The organism is Ruminococcus sp. 1001136sp1_2201st1_G3_2201SCRN_220225 (genome assembly GCF_040924365.1).
In the GTDB taxonomy this organism is placed as follows: domain Bacteria; phylum Bacillota; class Clostridia; order Lachnospirales; family Lachnospiraceae; genus Blautia_A; species Blautia_A faecis.
The window spans coordinates 49,031-65,789 of the sequence record NZ_JBCOME010000006.1 but is presented as its reverse complement, the minus strand read 5'-3'; the positions used below and the strand labels follow the sequence as shown (position 1 = coordinate 65,789).

General features: G+C 41.3%; 17 protein-coding genes and 2 pseudogenes. 1 reads left to right on the top strand and 18 read right to left on the bottom strand.

Features of this window, described 5'->3' with window-relative positions:
- Window positions 1–288: 288 nt before the first annotated feature.
- The 5 genes and pseudogenes from AB5642_RS03790 to AB5642_RS03770 all read right to left on the bottom strand — a co-directional run.
- The gene (locus AB5642_RS03790) at window positions 289–2,364 is read right to left on the bottom strand and encodes a UvrD-helicase domain-containing protein (protein ID WP_173718772.1); all 2,076 of its coding nucleotides are present in this window, start codon (window positions 2,362–2,364) and stop codon (window positions 289–291) included.
- Between the two features lie 277 nt (window positions 2,365–2,641).
- Complete coding sequence (locus AB5642_RS03785) at window positions 2,642–4,489, bottom strand: ABC transporter ATP-binding protein (RefSeq protein ID WP_173718771.1); 1,848 nt, start codon at window positions 4,487–4,489, stop codon at window positions 2,642–2,644.
- Window positions 4,486–6,648, bottom strand: coding sequence for an ABC transporter ATP-binding protein (locus AB5642_RS03780; RefSeq protein ID WP_173718770.1), 2,163 nt, complete (start codon window positions 6,646–6,648; stop codon window positions 4,486–4,488). The genes AB5642_RS03785 and AB5642_RS03780 overlap by 4 nt, the downstream gene beginning before the upstream one ends.
- A gap of 76 nt (window positions 6,649–6,724) precedes the next feature.
- Window positions 6,725–7,216, bottom strand: a complete 492-nt coding sequence (locus AB5642_RS03775; RefSeq protein WP_237925857.1) for a MarR family winged helix-turn-helix transcriptional regulator — start codon at window positions 7,214–7,216, stop codon at window positions 6,725–6,727.
- A gap of 4 nt (window positions 7,217–7,220) precedes the next feature.
- Window positions 7,221–7,337: pseudogene (locus tag AB5642_RS03770) on the bottom strand (DUF6783 domain-containing protein); the annotation flags it as partial.
- Here AB5642_RS03770 and AB5642_RS03765 point away from each other — a divergent pair.
- Entirely contained in the window at window positions 7,287–7,472 is a 186-nt protein-coding gene (locus tag AB5642_RS03765) for a DUF6783 domain-containing protein (protein ID WP_334285849.1), read from the top strand. The pseudogene AB5642_RS03770 and the gene AB5642_RS03765 overlap by 51 nt on opposite strands.
- Window positions 7,473–7,766: 294 nt before the next feature.
- Here AB5642_RS03765 and AB5642_RS03760 read toward each other — a convergent pair whose 3' ends face one another.
- From AB5642_RS03760 to AB5642_RS03700, 13 genes and pseudogenes are all read right to left on the bottom strand, one after another.
- Complete coding sequence (locus AB5642_RS03760; RefSeq protein ID WP_118582984.1) at window positions 7,767–7,940, bottom strand: DUF4250 domain-containing protein; 174 nt, start codon at window positions 7,938–7,940, stop codon at window positions 7,767–7,769.
- A 26-nt stretch (window positions 7,941–7,966) separates the two neighbouring features.
- The gene (gene clpB, locus AB5642_RS03755; protein WP_173718769.1) at window positions 7,967–10,549 is read right to left on the bottom strand and encodes an ATP-dependent chaperone ClpB; all 2,583 of its coding nucleotides are present in this window, start codon (window positions 10,547–10,549) and stop codon (window positions 7,967–7,969) included.
- A gap of 305 nt (window positions 10,550–10,854) precedes the next feature.
- Entirely contained in the window at window positions 10,855–12,075 is a 1,221-nt protein-coding gene (locus AB5642_RS03750) for a tyrosine-type recombinase/integrase (RefSeq protein WP_055168668.1), read from the bottom strand.
- 104 nt (window positions 12,076–12,179) lie between these two features.
- Window positions 12,180–12,374 (bottom strand): hypothetical protein, encoded by a 195-nt coding sequence (locus AB5642_RS03745; protein WP_055168632.1) that lies wholly within the window; start codon window positions 12,372–12,374, stop codon window positions 12,180–12,182.
- Window positions 12,375–12,808: 434 nt separating this feature from the next.
- Complete coding sequence (locus AB5642_RS03740) at window positions 12,809–13,057, bottom strand: helix-turn-helix domain-containing protein (protein WP_004613734.1); 249 nt, start codon at window positions 13,055–13,057, stop codon at window positions 12,809–12,811.
- Window position 13,058: 1 nt separating this feature from the next.
- Window positions 13,059–13,274: pseudogene (locus tag AB5642_RS03735) on the bottom strand (sigma-70 family RNA polymerase sigma factor); the annotation flags it as partial.
- Entirely contained in the window at window positions 13,261–13,875 is a 615-nt protein-coding gene (locus tag AB5642_RS03730; RefSeq protein ID WP_368371473.1) for an FtsX-like permease family protein, read from the bottom strand. The pseudogene AB5642_RS03735 and the gene AB5642_RS03730, both read right to left, overlap by 14 nt.
- A 136-nt stretch (window positions 13,876–14,011) precedes the next feature.
- Window positions 14,012–14,782, bottom strand: a complete 771-nt coding sequence (locus AB5642_RS03725; protein WP_003061398.1) for an ABC transporter ATP-binding protein — start codon at window positions 14,780–14,782, stop codon at window positions 14,012–14,014.
- A 166-nt stretch (window positions 14,783–14,948) separates the two neighbouring features.
- Entirely contained in the window at window positions 14,949–15,179 is a 231-nt protein-coding gene (locus AB5642_RS03720) for a hypothetical protein (protein WP_003060191.1), read from the bottom strand.
- 15 nt (window positions 15,180–15,194) lie between these two features.
- Window positions 15,195–15,524 carry a DUF3784 domain-containing protein gene (locus AB5642_RS03715; protein ID WP_009243023.1) on the bottom strand — a complete coding sequence of 110 codons (330 nt, stop codon included), beginning with the start codon at window positions 15,522–15,524 and terminating at the stop codon, window positions 15,195–15,197.
- A gap of 14 nt (window positions 15,525–15,538) precedes the next feature.
- A complete protein-coding gene (locus AB5642_RS03710; protein WP_005342572.1) occupies window positions 15,539–15,748 on the bottom strand; it encodes a helix-turn-helix transcriptional regulator in 210 nt (69 codons plus the stop codon).
- A 1-nt stretch (window position 15,749) separates the two neighbouring features.
- Entirely contained in the window at window positions 15,750–16,064 is a 315-nt protein-coding gene (locus AB5642_RS03705) for a DUF6442 family protein (RefSeq protein ID WP_009243022.1), read from the bottom strand.
- A 144-nt stretch (window positions 16,065–16,208) separates the two neighbouring features.
- Window positions 16,209–16,759: conjugal transfer protein (locus AB5642_RS03700; protein WP_368371471.1), on the bottom strand; the 551-nt coding region annotated here is incomplete at its 5' end.

The following is a 16,759-nucleotide window of genomic DNA, read 5'->3' as shown; positions in this document are numbered from 1 at the left end:
ACAGTAACACGCTTCGCGATGCACAGAAATCATGCTTTGCATGATTTCGCGCCGCAACTCTCGGGTTTTCTGTGAACTTTGTTCACAAAAAACACCTCGCGGAATATTACCAGTGAACAGTAACTCTAAATTGAAAATATTATAAACTTTCGTGACGAACTTTATACATTTTTTCAGAGGGTGTTTGTAAAATCCTATCAGCAAAATGTACATTGCATTTGGCAGCATGTTTCGACAACCTGAATTTCTTTTTTATTTTACGCTCTGTTTGTCATACTTTTGTAATATTTATTTTCCGTATTCGTACATATGCAATTTATGAAGCGCTCTGGTAGCAGCAATATAACGTCCCTGTTTTGCAATCGGGCTCTGATCTGCTGCAGGGAACAGGGAAAATACCTGGTCAAATTCCAGACCTTTTGCAAGATAAAACGTAGTAACTGTAAGGCCTTTGCAGAAGCTGGTACTGTCACGATGCAGGTATGAGAAACGGTTTTCCATATCAAACCCTGTATTTTCCAGTTTTTCTTTCAAAATGCGGGCGGCTTCTTTCGCCTCAGATTCCGTGCGAAGGATCAACGCAGCTGTCTCAAACTGTTCCGCTCCCAGCTGAAGCTTGTTCACAAGCTCATCCAGAGCCGCTTCCATTGCCTGCTGTTTTTTCCCTTTAAAAAATAATTCTTCAACTGGCTGGCCATGACGATCAAACAGATCCATATCTGTAATCCCTGCAAGCTGATTCGCATAAGAAGCAATCTCCACAGTGTTTCGGTAGCTTTTGTTCATGACGATCCTGCGGATCTCTTTTCCGAAAATTTTCGGTAAAAATCCCAGGACATCCTGAGCCTCATCTTCCATAGTCTGGGCTTTGTCCCCCAGAATGGTCATGCGGCAGGGAAACATCATTTTAAGGATCAGATACTGAAGCCTTGAATAATCCTGCATTTCGTCTACTACCAGGTGCTTGATACCATTGTGGCTAGTCTGGCGAAGAAGGCGGTACTTCATGTAAAGTACCGGATAGACGTCCTCATACCGGAGCTTTCGCTCCTGAAGCTGTACATGGGGAAGTCCCGGATAGCCGCAGCTTTCCAGAAAACGGCTGTAGATCACATAGAGATCCTGTGTCTCATACATATTCATGAATTTCTCCATTACAATGGCACGTTCTTCCTCATCCATATCATTGTCCCGAAGCGTCTCTACCTCATCAATGAAATTCTCTGCAACTGCCTCCATACGTGATAACAGAGGGATATCCTGAAATTTAAAATAAAAAAGATCAATGATCTCCTCTTCTTTTTTCGTAAAGCTCTTATATTCCACATCATGAAAATCCATCAGCTCATCTTCTAAGGAGGTGAGATACCCCTCCATCCGATTCAAAAATTCCCTGGACTGTTTTTCCTTATATAAGGAAGGCATATCCGGGAAATTCAGGCTGCGCTCAATCTGATCATAGCGGTCTTCGCAGTCAGATACCGTATCCTTCAGCTGTCTGTAGGCAAAAAGATCAAAGCTCATTTCTTTAATATTTTCCTCTCCCAATTCCGGAAGTATATGGGAAATATAATCAGAAAAGATGCTGTTGGGAGACAGGATCAGGATATTGGAGGATTTTAGGTTCTTGCGGTCGTGATACAAAAGATAGGCAATTCTGTGCAAGGCAATGGAGGTCTTGCCGCTTCCGGCTGCGCCCTGGATTACCATGATCTTATCCCTGGTGTTTCGGATGATGGCATTCTGCTCCTTCTGGATGGTGCGGACAATATTTTTCAGCGCAGTGCTGCCTCCGCTGCCAAGCTCTGCCATAAGAATCTCGTCATCAATCTTCACATCACTTTCAAACTGGTAAATCATACGGCCATTTCGAATCTTGTACTGCCACTTGGAGGCAATTTCACCGCAGATGGTTCCCAGCGGTGCCTGGTAAGACGCCGGACCTTTATCATAGTCGTAGAAAAGCCCGCTGACAGGAGCACGCCAGTCATAGATCAGCGGCGTATGCCCTGCCTCTTCTGCGAAATTTCCGATTCCAATATAAAAAATCTCCGGCTCCTCATCCCCTTCAAATACGAAATCCACCCTTCCAAAGAAAGGGGAATCCAGCATTTTACGAAATCTTTTTCGCAGATGGATCTGCTGCTCGTTGGCGTTGATCTGGTGAAGAAGTGCCTGCTGGTTATCGAAATTTTCGTAACCATACTGGTCCATCTCCGTATAGTTCTCCCAGTAATACTCATGCATTCCTTCGATATCCTTCTGTCCTTCCAGAATGGACTGGCTGATATGGGCGATCCTGGTTTCTAATTTATCTGTAACGTATGCAAGAAAAGCTGCTCCGTCTTTATTATCAATTGTCATTGGGGGTATACTCCTTTAACATTCGCGCTGCAGCCCTTTCTACAAGTCTTTGTAAAAAAACACCCAGGGCTGCTGCAATAAATGAGTTTTTTCGTTGTCATGACTTTGTCCCTGCCTTCCTTTCCGGCAGAAACTTTGCTCCATTATACATTATCTGCGGGTAAAAGTACAGACAGCAAATCCCTGGATTTTTTCTCTCTGAAGACAAAAAAAACAGCAGTTTTTCCGTATATTTTCCGAAAAAGCTGCTGTATTTTTTTATCTGTTTCACTTACTTTTATGCAGTCTGCGTCTTATCAAACTGGCTGTTGTAAAGATCTGCGTAGAAGCCTTTCTTTGCAAGCAGCTCTTCATGGCTGCCCTGCTCGATAATGTCACCATCCTTCATAACCAGGATCAGATCTGCGTCCCTGATGGTGGAAAGTCTGTGAGCGATGACAAAGCTGGTTCTGCCTTTCATCAGGTTATCCATAGCTTTCTGGATCTGTACCTCGGTTCTGGTATCAACGGAGGAGGTAGCCTCATCCAGGATCAGGATCTTATTGTCTGCAAGAATGGCTCTTGCAATTGTCAGGAGCTGCTTCTGGCCCTGGGAAACATTGCTGGTCTCCTCATCCAGAACCATGTTATAGCCTCCCGGCTGCTGCATGATAAAGTTGTGGATATGAGCAGCCTTTGCTGCTGCGATCACTTCCTCATCGGTAGCATCCAGCCGTCCATAGCGGATGTTTTCCATAATGGTTCCGGAAAACAGCCAGGTATCCTGAAGCACCATTCCAAACATTTCATGAAGCTCGCTTCTGTTGAAATCTTTTACATCATGGCCATCTACTTTAATAGAACCACTGTTTACATCATAGAAGCGCATAAGCAACTTAACCATTGTGGTTTTTCCTGCACCAGTAGGACCTACAATCGCAATTTTCTGACCATCTCTGACCTTTGCCGAAAAATCGTGGACAATGATCTTTTCCGGATTGTAGCCGAAGCTTACATGATCAAATTCTACATTTCCGCTGAGCCCGTCAATAGAAACGGCATTCTCTTTGGTAGTCTCCTCTTCCTCCTCATCCAGGAACTCAAACACACGCTCGGAAGCAGCAGCTGAGGACTGAAGCAGGTTGGTTACCTGTGCGATCTGCTGGATGGGCTGGGTAAAGTTACGGATGTACTGGAAGAAGGACTGGATATCACCTACTTCAATAGAGCCTTTGATCGTGAACCATCCTCCAAGAAGGGCTACCATAACATATCCAAGATTTCCAACAAACTGCATGACCGGCATCATAATTCCGGAGAAAAACTGAGATTTCCATGCTGATTCGTAAAGCTTCTGGTTGTCTTTTTCAAATTCTGCAACTACGTCTTCTTCTTTATTAAATACCTTCACTACATTGTGTCCGCCGTAGTTCTCTTCAATCTGGCCATTTACCTCCCCCAGATACTTCTGCTGTGCCTGGAAATATTTCTGGGAGTGCTTCATAACGAAATTGATGATAAGCATAGACATCGGAAGGATCAGAAGGGCAGCCAGGGTCATCCACACATTGATGGACAGCATCATCACAAACACACCGATCAGGGTGGTAACTGATGTGATCAGCTGGGTAATACTCTGGTTCAGGCTCATCTGAAGGGTATCCACATCGTTCGTTACGCGGGAAAGGATTTCGCCGTTTGTCCGGCTCTCATAATAGTTCATTGGGAGGCGGCTGAATTTCTTTGAAATATCTTTACGTAAATTGTAGGTAACGTCGTTGGAAATTCCGGTCATCACATAACCCTGGATAAAGGAGAAGCAGGCACTTGCCAGATACAGTCCTAATGTCCATAACAAAATATAGCCAATTTTTTCAAAATCAATGCTTCCGGTGCCGTTTACCTTGGCTACCAGGCCGTTAAAAAGCTCTGTTGTTGCCTTTCCAAGGATCTTTGGTCCTACAATGTTAAAAATGGTTCCTGCAATTGCAAACAGAAACATGAGAACGAAACGGATTTTGTAGCGTTCCATGTATTTCAAAAGTCGTTTCATTGCTCCTTTAAAGTCTTTTGCCTTTTCCCCGGAGTTCATTGCACGGCTCCGATGACCACCCATCATAGGGCCTCTGGCTTTATTTTCACTCATGCTAATTCCTCCTCTGAAAGCTGTGACATGGCGATCTGGCGGTAAACCTCGCAATTCTTCATCAGTTCCTTGTGGGTGCCGATGCCTGTCATATTTCCGTCATCCAGCACGATGATCTGATCTGCATTCAGGATAGTGCTGATTCGCTGTGCTACGATAATCGTGGTAATATCCTTTGTCTTTTCCTTCAGGGCCTTGCGAAGCTTGCTGTCAGTCTTGAAATCAAGTGCGGAAAAGCTGTCGTCAAAGATCAGGATTTCCGGCTTTTTGGCAATCGCTCTTGCAATGGAAAGACGCTGCTTCTGGCCACCGGATACATTATTTCCTCCCTGGGAAATAGGTGCTTTGTAGCCTTCCGGTTTCGCTTCAATAAAGTCATCGGACTGGGCGATCTGAGCTGCCAGTTTTACATCTTCCTCTGGCATATCCGGCTTACCGTAACGAATGTTGGAATCGATGGTTCCAGAGAACAGGACTCCCTTCTGAGGTACATAGCCCAGACGGTCACGAAGCTCATGCTGTGTCATATTTCGTACATCCACACCATCTACTTTGACACAGCCCTTCGTTGCATCATAAAATCTGGGGATCAGGTTGACCAGTGTACTCTTGCCGCTTCCGGTACTTCCGATGATAGCAACAGTCTGGCCTTTTTCTGCCTTAAAGGTAATATCGTTGATGACATTTTCCCCTGCTTCCGGATAAGCGAAGCTTACATGGTCAAATTCGACCGTTCCTTTTTCCTGCTTATCTGGCATTACCGGTTCCTCCGGATCATTTACAGATGGCTCCATTTCCAGAACCTCACAGATTCGGCCGGCTGCCACGTTTGCCCTTGGGAGCATAATGGAGATTGCTGTGATCATCAGGAAGGACATAATAATCTGCATTGCGTACTGGATAAATGCCATCATATTTCCTACCTGCATAGTTCCATTGTCAACGCCATGTGCACCGAAATAGATAATCGCTACAGATACACCGTTCATGATCAGCATCATGATCGGCATCATAAATGTCATACAGCGGTTTACAAACAGGTTTGTTTTTGTCAGATCCATATTTGCTTTTTCAAAACGCTCTTCCTCATGCTTCTCACGGCTGAACGCGCGGATAACCGGGATTCCGGTAAGGATTTCCCTGGTTACCAGGTTCAGACGGTCAATGAGAGTCTGCAGCCTGGTGAATTTCGGCATTGCAATCTGGAACAGTACAAAAATAACAATCAGAATGATAGCTACTGCGGCTCCAAGGATCCAGGTCATGGAGGAATCGGTCTGGAGAACCTTGAGCACGCCTCCGATGCCAAGGATGGGCGCATACAGAACGATTCTGAACATCATGGTCATAACCTGCTGCACCTGCTGCACATCGTTGGTACTTCGCGTGATCAGGGATGCAGTGGAAAATTTATGATATTCGTTGCTGGAGAAATGAATGACCTTGCGGTATACATTATCTCGCAGATCATGTCCAAGGGCTGCTGCCACTCTTGCTGAAAGGAAAGTAACACTTACAGCGGCCAGCATGATCACCAGCGCCATCAGGACCATCTGGATTCCGGATGTCCGGATGTAATTCATCTGAATTGCATCCAGATCCTCGCCCATAGCTTCGTATTCTGCTTTCACACCACTGACAGCGGCCTGTGTAAGAATAGATTCCGGCATGTCAGAAAGCTTCTCATCTGCAGCCTCCAGCATCTGTTTTTTTGCATCCTCCGGCATTGCTGACAAAACCTGCATTGGGTCCGTTCCTTCCGATACCTGCATCTGGGAAAGCATTTTCTGGCTCTCTTCACTGCCAGAGGTAAAAGAGGTGTACATCATCAGAGGTTTGCACAGAAGATCGTTTAATTCCTCACGTTTATCCCCTGTAATGCCATCTTTCAGTTCATATGTGTCTCCATCCAGGACATAAGAGTCCTGAACTTCTTTCTGTGTGTCTTCGTCCATAAAAATCTGCAGATTTTCCATTGTGCTCTGACGCATTTTTTCCGGAACACCATCTGGTATTCCCCCCTGCTGGATCCCTACGTTAATTACCTTGGAGGTATAATCCGGCAAGGACAGATCACAGTATGCCTGCAAAAACAGCAGTCCAATGATCAGGACGATATAGCCTGCTGATTTTTTCAGATACTTCATTAATTTAATCATGCTTGGGTTGTCCTTTCTACATTTTTCAAAACATCCAGGCTTTTCTGCCTTTTGCTTTGTTTTTCAGTTTCCTGTGCTACTTTTTATTATGGCAAAAATGTCCCATGCACATTTCTTCCGGTGAAAACTCTGGTGCTGGCATTGCCGCAATATTTTCCTTAATCTGTATGCAGAATCGTTTCATCAGACATAACTCACTTTCGGAAAATCCGTTCAGAACCTGTTTTTCTCCTTCCTTTGCCATGCGCATACCTTCATTAATTATTGCTTTTCCTTCTTCTGTAAGATAAATCCGGCTTATGCGTTGATCTTTTTCATCCTGTTTTCGAACTATAATACCGATTTTTTCCAGGCGTTGGATACTTACGGTAACAGTAGGCGGCTTCACGCCTAACTGGCTGGCCAGTTCTTTCTGGCTGCATCCGTCTTCTTTCCACAGAACAGCCAGAATCGGCATTTGTCTTGGATGGATTCCCAGACTTTTAAGTTTACCAAAGCATTTTTCCATATACATGCGGCTGATTTCCATAATCAGACGTTGAATGCTTTTCTCATTGTCGTTTTCCAAATTCTCACCTCACTTGCTGTCTGAAACCAGAGCGTGTTTGAAAAAGGCTTTCTGCAAGATGTGCGTCACAATTTGTGGGAGATTTTGTCCGGAGGAGGGCGCCGTAGCGGGCTACGGCAACCGAATTCGGGCAAAATATACCGCAAAGTGGGGCGTGCAGATTGCAGGAATGATTTTTCAAACAGGCTCTAGGATACAGGCTTCAGAATATGTACCACAGTTTCAGGTTCCTGTTCAGCTTTCTCGTATTAGTTAGCCGACTAATTTTATAGTTTACACTTTTACACAAAAAACGCAAGTGTTTTTTGTGCAGTTTATATTTTTTTTAGATTTATAGCTTAATTTTATTGAATTAAAAATATGTATTTATTTTGTCGGCTAATTATTATGTATAAGACCACAGTATCTGTTGTCCGGAGTTTTCATGATAAAAAGAATCCTGCCCGGCAGGCTTTTTATGTAATGCGTAACAGGAATTTCCTGTTACAAAAAAATACCGCCTGCCAAGCGGTTTTCACAGCTTTGACAAGCGGTATTGAATATTGTGATTTCAAATAAACTGGTTGGTCTCTTCGTCGTAGTGGTAGTCGATGGAATCCATCTTATCCAACAGGGATTCCCTGTTCAGTCCGCGGCAGGTGCACAGTGCTTCCAGAGAATCGTAATAATCCCGAAGCTGGGTATTTACATAACTAAGCAGAATCATAGGATCTTTTGGTATCATAAGACTTGGACTCCTTTTCTTTTCCTTTACTTCACTTTAACCACATACTCTCCATTCTCCACATCCAGTACCAGTGTATCGCCGGTATGGACTTCGCCTGAAAGGATTTTTCTGGCAGTCAGTGTCTCTACATATTTCTGAAGATAACGCTTCAGAGGTCTTGCACCGTAGACAGGATCGTAACCATTGTCAATGACATCCTTCTTGGCTGCATCTGTCAGCTCCAGGGAAAGCTCCTGGTCGGCAAGACGGTCATTCAGCTCTTTTACCATCAGATCAACGATACTACCAATATTATCTTTTGTCAACGGCTTAAACAGAATGATCTCATCAAGACGGTTCAGGAATTCCGGACGGAAATGTCCGCGCAGATCATCCATAACCTCTTTCTGGGCTTCTTCCTTGATTTCTCCATTTTCATCAATACCATCCAGCAGATAAGGAGATCCGATATTGGAGGTCATGATCAGAATTGTATTCTTGAAGTCTACAGTACGTCCCTGGGAATCGGTAATACGACCATCATCCAGTACCTGCAGAAGTACATTGAATACATCTGGATGTGCCTTCTCAATCTCATCGAAAAGTACAACGCTGTACGGTTTCCGACGAACAGCCTCTGTAAGCTGTCCGCCTTCCTCGTATCCAACATATCCTGGAGGAGCTCCGATCAGTCTGGATACAGAGTATTTCTCCATGTACTCGCTCATGTCGATACGAACCATATTCTGCTCATCATCGAAAAGAGTCTGTGCAAGGGTTTTGGCAAGCTCTGTTTTACCAACACCGGTAGGTCCAAGGAACAGGAAAGAACCGATTGGTTTGGTCGGATCTTTGATTCCTGCTTTGGAACGAAGGATGGCATCGGTTACACGGCGTACACCCTCGTCCTGACCGATAACACGTTTGTGGAGCTCATCTTCCAGATGAAGCAGTTTGGCACGCTCTCCCTCTGTCAGCCTTGCTACCGGAATGCCGGTCCAACGGGAAATGATCCTTGCGATCTCATCGTCTGTTACTACTTCGTGGACAAGGCTTCTGTCGCTCTCTTTTGTATTGCGCTCTTCGATTTCCAGCTGCTGCTGTAATTTCGGCAACTCGCCATACTGCAGTTCGGAAGCTTTCTCCAGATCATAGTTCTGTCTTGCGATCTGGATCTGTTTGTTCATATCCTCAATCTGTTCACGAAGCTTCTGAAGCTTCTCTACAGAATGTTTCTCGTTCTCCCACTGAGCCTTCTGGGTATTGAAGGAATCCTGCATTTCCGCAAGTTCCTTCTGAAGTTCTTCCAGACGCTCTTTGCTTAAATTATCGGTTTCCTTCTTCAGAGACAACTCTTCCATTTTCATCTGATCGATCTTACGGCGCTGCTCATCCAGCTCAGTTGGCATGGAATCCAGCTCTGTTTTGATCAGGGCACAGGCCTCATCTACCAGGTCAATTGCCTTATCCGGAAGAAAACGGTCTGTAATATAACGATGTGAAAGTGTTGCAGCTGCAACAAGTGCGCTGTCTGTGATTTTAACACCATGGAATACTTCGTAACGTTCTCTCAGACCTCGAAGGATAGAAATGGTATCTTCCACAGTTGGCTCATCCACCATAACCGGCTGGAAACGACGTTCCAGGGCAGCGTCTTTCTCAATATACTGACGATACTCATCCAGTGTGGTAGCACCGATGCAGTGAAGCTCACCACGGGCAAGCATTGGTTTCAGCATATTGCTGGCATCCATTGCGCCATCCGTCTTACCTGCACCTACGATCAGATGAAGCTCATCAATAAACAGGATGATCTGACCTTCGCTCTTTTTTACCTCTTCAAGAACTGCTTTCAGACGTTCCTCAAATTCACCACGGTATTTGGCACCTGCTACCAGTGCACCCATATCCAGGGCAAAAATTTTCTTATCCTTCAGTGCTTCCGGAACATCTCCTGCTACAATTCGCTGTGCAAGACCTTCCACAGCGGCTGTTTTACCAACACCAGGTTCACCGATGAGAACCGGGTTGTTCTTGGTCTTACGGGAAAGAATACGGATCACATTCCGGATCTCACTGTCACGTCCGATGACCGGATCCAGCTTCTGACTTCTTGCTTTCTCCACAAGATCCTCGCCATATTTATTTAAAGTATCATAGGTGGCTTCCGGATTGTCGCTTACCACACGCTGGTTTCCACGTACTGTGGAAAGTGCCTGCAGGAAGCGCTCTTTGGTAATGCCAAATTCGCTCCAGATTTTCTTCATGCTGGGGCTTGGATATTTCAGCAGGGCCAGGAAAAGATGCTCTACGGATACGTATTCATCTCCCATTGCCTTAGCTTCATCTTCTGCATTTACCAAAGCCTTATTCAGATACTGTCCGAATCTGAGTTCTCCGCCGGATACCTTTACCTTGGCATCCAGAGCTTTCTTTACAGTATCAATAAAATAATCTTTATTTATTTCCATTTTCTCAATAAGCTTGAGAATCAGGCTGTCTTCCTGTGTCAGGAGGGTATATAACAGATGTTCCTGTTCGATTTCCTGATTGCCGTATTCGTAAGCAACCTTCTCCAGATCCTGAACAGCCTGTACGGATTTCTGCGTAAATTTGCTGATGTTCATAGGCTCTCCTCCTTCAGCTTGGGTGAATGAAAATAATTTCACCCACCTATTTTTATATATAAAACGCAGCTGCCGCGGCTCTTTAAAAAAGTAACTCGCAGGGGCTGCGTTTTGTATAGGTAGTTTCTTATTACGGTTTTTAATATAGCATGGATTGTTAGCACTGTCAATAGGTGAGTGCTAATTTTTTGAGATTTTTTTTGCAAACCCTTTAAAATCAATGGTTTGCAGTATCTTATTTCTTTTGAAATTGTGATTTTTTCTGTTTTGACACCAATTTGACACCAATTTCTCTTTTTGTGGTGTCAAGCATTTAACACCATACTATCTAGTCTTGCAATCTCATTTTCAATCCTTGTCAGCTCTCCAATATGGTTATACACTTCCATTGTTACATCTATATGAGCGTGTCCCATAATATATTGAAGAACTTTTACGTCCATACGGCACTCTGCCATTCTGGTACAAGCTGTGTGACGCATTACATGAGCTGAAAACTTTGGTAACAGCTCTGCTTTCCTATGCTCTTTTTTTGCTCTCTCTACTTCGGTTTTGTTATATGCGTCTACAATGTTGTATAAAACACTATTTACGCCATTCGGCATAAGCGGTCTGCCCGATTTTGCTGTAAAGACAAACCCCGAACACCCGTCCACCTCAATGCTCTTATCCTTTGCAAGCATAAAATTGATTTTTCTTTGTTCCTCAAAGGCTTTTGCAACTTCTTGTGTCATAGGTATAATACGAATACCCGACGACGTTTTTGGTGTTGAGATATGGAACTTGCAACCGTCGCCTAAATTCTTATAAATGAGCTGGTGGTCTACATTAACCGTTTTTGCCTTGATGTTTATATCTTTCCATGTAAGACCAATAAGCTCCCCACATCTTAACCCCGTACCAATCATTATGGTAAACATAGGATAATATGTGTTATAGACATTGCTCTGTTTTACAAACTCCATAAACTTTTCTTGTTGAGAAACTGTTAAGGCTTCTTTTTCCTCTGCTGGTTTTCCATAATCACTAATGGAACTTTTTGCAGGGTTCTTTCGGATAATATCATCATCAACAGCCATTTCTAATGCAGGATAAAGCAGGTTGTGAATATACTTGATTGTAGAATAAGCATATCCAGCTTTGGAAAGTTTCGCATAATACGCTTTAATATGTGAGGGTAAAAGCTGAACAACTTTAATATTTCCAATCTCGTCTTTTACTCTGTTTTCCCAAGCACGAACATAACTAACTCTTGTAGTATCAGCCAGCTCACGAGTTGCCATATAACGCTCAAACAACGTGTTAAGCGTCATTTTTTTGATTGCTCCGTCTGTCAATATATTATCTTCCATATCTTTTGCAATCTGCTTCTCTTTTTCTCGAAGCTCTGGTAAATCTTGTGCATAGACTGTCAATCTCTTGCCTGTTCTTACATCTGTATAACGATAACTGTATCTTCCATCATTACGCCAGTTTTCGCCCTCTCTTAATTTTCTTCCTTTTGGGTCTTTTCTACTAATTGCCATGAGAACCATTCCTTTCTGAAAAAGCCTCTTTTCTTGTTCTCACAGCGTGCTTTGTCCTTTCTTATTATACTACACACGCCAGAGAACATAAATAGAAAATCGCTCTATTCTTCCAAATATAACAAGTATTTCTTGACTTTTTCTATGGAATAAAGAACCCTGCGACCTATCACAATTTTTGCTCCTGCCTGCTCGCCAATCTTTCTTGCAGTAGCACGACCACAAGATAACCTAGCAGACAGTCCCTCTATATCAACAGCAATCGGCTGTTCCGTTGCTCTTATCTTCGTTTTATTCATATTCCAACACCTTACCTCGCTGGAACATCACATCATTTAACACATCAGTATTTAACATAATGTAACACCCCCTTTACTGTGTGTCTATTTATAAGTTACATAAGCAGACAGACGGCTTTGGAAAGCTCCATTAGTATCTCAACTATTCCCATTCTTGTGGGCAGAACCGCACCATGCGGACGTATCATTATTCTGTGAGGATAGGTCATGGCAAAACGACTTTTCCAACAGTCGCTCTCGGATCACTGCGTGAGTCGCTCGCTTTCTTTTGGAAAGGTCGTGGCGTACAGTCCCCGTGGCTCGCTATCTCACAAACGTATCTGTCTGCTTTATTCAGTTGTCAAAGAGCTGTGGCGAAAGCGTGTTGCTTTCATGTAAAAGCAGGGCAGAGCAGGAAAGAGGGGAACATTAAACCATGCTCTGCTAAAAACTGCTTATTCTTCTTCGATTTCTAAGGCAATATCAAACCCTAAAATCATTTTGATAAGTGCTTCTCGGATAAGTCCCTTTAACTCCATATCTACAACAATATAGACATTGCCGTATTCATCATAGAGTGGGCGCAAACAGCACTTTGATATGTACGGGTCATAAAATGCCAGTATTTTTTCAATCGCTTTTTCGTCCCCGTCCATTGCTTGCGAAAGCAAATAGTAGGACGGCTTCTTAAATGTTTGCTTCATTTTACTGCTTCTCCTTTAGTATTTTTTTCATAGTTTCCAAAGCATGATGTCGGTTTCTAAATACACCGCTTTGCGTAATCTTTTGTAAGTTGGCAATTTCACTTTCTGTCATTTCCAAGAAGTAATACATTAACAGAGTATTTCTCTTTCTTTCTGGAAGTTTTTTCAAGGCTTCTGCCAGCTCATCATCAAGGACACGAATATCAATGCCACATACCATAAATGCTGATAATCAACATGATTACGCTTACCATCAAACAGGTGAGTGTTTCTTGCTTATTAAAATTATCCATAGTACAACGTGAATTCCAGAGAAAAAGAGAAATCACACCAAGAATAATACTTAAAACAAAAATGACATTTCTTTTTTTACTGTCACGGAACATTTTCTTTTCATTTTGTTTATCAAAGTAAAGAAAATCACGTATCGTCATTTTACTTATTCTTCTTAATAGATTAAGTAAAACCAAAACATAAATAGTTAAAAAATAAATTATCAATAGTCCAATAGAAACAAAATTCAAAGAAATAAAGAGAGTTTTTGGAATACCCAGTAAGTTTACAATTACTAACGACACAAACTGGCTGAATAAAAAGCCAATAGGAATAGCTAATACAATTGCTAAAATTCCCAACAGTATGTTTTCAATTACAACTAAGTGGGCAATTTCTTTTTTCTTAATGCCAAGAAGCATATATGTTCCTAATTCTTTACTTCTTTTTTCAAACATAAATTTCGTTGTATAGTTGATCAAAAAGCATATCACAAAAATAATAAGAATATTTACAGCGAACAATGAATTCTTAAATGCATCCATACTGGAACATAACTTTACAATTTCATCAGAATTTGCCACCAAATTAAAAGCAAATATAAGAGAAAAGGATGCAGTAACGGTTATCAGATAAATCAAATAATCTTTAATATTTCTTTTTGTATTTCTATACGCTAACTTACCTAACATTTCCCACTTCACCTCCGAGCAAGGTTAATATATCCAGTATTTCATTGAAGAAATCTTTTCTGCTTTTTTCCCCTCTGAAAATTTCATTGAATATTTTACCGTCTTTCAAGAACAAAATACGTTCACAGAAAGACGCACTAAACGGGTCATGTGTTACCATTAAAATAGTAGCCTGCATTTTCTTGTTGATTTCAGACATTGTTTCCAGTAATAATCTGGAAGCTTTTGAGTCCAAAGCTCCCGTCGGTTCATCAGCTAAAATCAGTTTCGGTTCATTGATTAAGGCTCTAGCACAAGCACAACGCTGTTTTTGTCCGCCAGAAACTTCATAAGGAAATTTCGATAAAATATCACGAATACCCAATTTATCGGCGATAGCATGAACTCTTTTCTCAATATCAGTAGGATTCTGTTTGTTGATAACCAATGATAAAGAAATGTTTTCTCCAATCGTTAAAGTATCTAAAAGGTTGAAATCTTGAAAAATGAACCCTAAATTTTCACGTCTGAAATCAGCAAAATCTTTATCCTTGATTTTGGTAATATCTTGATTATTGACTGTAATGTGTCCGCTGGTTACAGTATCAATCGTAGAGATACAGTTTAATAGGGTAGTCTTTCCAGAACCACTAGCTCCCATGATTGCGACAAATTCGCCCTTATCTACATACATAGAAATACCGTCTACTGCCTTTGTGATATTTCCAGAGTTACCCCCGTAGTATTTTTTTACTTGCTCTAAATTTAAAATGTGTTCCATTAAAAATCGCTCCTTTCTTCCTGCCACATTTATTTGTTTTGGAATACAATTAAATTATAGCAAGGGCAGTATTCAATTACACTTACAGTTTTGAAAGTAAACAGAGAGTAAAAGAGCCGTGATAATGCAGATCACAATTTTGTGAAGCATTTCCACGACCCTTTTATTATAATTTTGCCTTTGTCTTTTTCGTAATGATATAAATATATTCTTCTGGTGTAGGGCGTTTATTCCCAAAATACTTTTTGAAATTTGCCTGCACCTCTGGGTCGGTGCTATTCATAGCTTCATCAATCGTAGCTTCAATATCCGCCCGAACATCAGCCAATGATACACCGCCAGCTTTTGCACCAGCTTTCAATGCCTTTTTTATATCTCTTTTGTTCAGTCCTATCATATTCATACCTCAATTCTACTTTTTAAAGCTAATAAGTTTTCCATTGTATTTTACAATGATGAATATGATATAAAACACTCCTACAACAATCAAAATAAGACCTATGTAATAGCCTAATTCAGAATGAGAGATTAAATTGATAATCGGCATAACAAGAATACCAATACTAACCAGTAAAGTGCCTATTCCTATTTTTTTTGTAAACACCTTTTTATCTTTAGGGTCAAGTTGTGTATAATGATAACCATGTAATAAAGTAATATTCTCTTTTATTCCTATTTGATAAGATATAAAAAGTAAAAACAATCCTATAACTATTTCAACAATCAATTCCTCTAATTCCATAATCGTTCTCTCCTTTAATCAAAATAAAATAATTCTTCAAATTTTTTATCTAAAGCTATACAAAGCACTAATGCCAATTTTGCTGTTGGATTGAATTGTCCAGTTTCAATAGAACTAATTGTATTCCGAGAAACCCCGACTAGTTCAGCTAATTCTGTTTGTGATAATTTTTTTTCTTTTCGTACAGTTTTTAATCTGTTTCGCAAAATTAAATGTTCGTCCATTCTATAAACCTATCATTAAAAATTTATAAAAGTAATACCCCATAAATAGAAGAAAGAATAAAGCAATAACAAATTTGGATTTATTTTTTGAAATATGTGCTTCATAACCCATAGAGCCAAATGCCACAGACCCAATAATTGTCATTATGTCATAGTAGGGTTCTTTACAAACTGCTTTAATGAGAAGAATTAAAATGCAGATAAATAAAACAAACATTAAGCCAAAAGATTTCCCTTGAAGTTTAATATGTTTTTCGTATTCATCAAGATATAGATTCTCTTTTTTGTTTTGTGATAGTATTTTTTCTTTATCCATTATATAACGCTCCTTTCAAATAATACCAAGTACACTTGTCATTTATATTATAGCATTCGGTCATTACAAGTCAATATTTTTGCACAGTTTTCTTGTCGTTTTGTAAAAGCGTGCAAATCTGATAAGAAATGCACGCTATATCATTTATCCTACAATCTTCCAGTTACTATCCTTATGTAGCACAAGCTCATACTGCGATACCTGCGTAGACTTTGTCTGATTATCAATGAATTTTACCGCAACCTTGACTTTCACATTGTCGCCGTCCTTTATAAAGATAGGGTTTACCAGTTCAGAATAAAGGTAGTCCCTGCCGATAGGTTCAATCACATTTCCCAATACATAGTAAGCAAGCTCTTTTTCCGTCGCTGTTGGGTACAGCTTAAAGAATGTTTCCAGAAAAGCGGTAGCGTCATTTACCGTATCAGCGTCCACGCTTGCGTCTGCTTCTGGTGTCTTAGGCTCATAGTCTGATTTTTCAACTGCTGGTGCAAGGGTAGGGTTTTGAACGATTACCATATCCCCGTCTGCGTCCACATAGACTTTTACAGTATAGGTTGCTTTCACATTGCTTGTCTGTTCTCCCTCTTTTATCTGCTGATCTACTTCGTAGGTAGCAGAAAAAGTGTCCGCTCCCAACTGTTCGATACTCCACACAATCACATCTGTAACCGTGGAGCTGGTCGGTATATCGG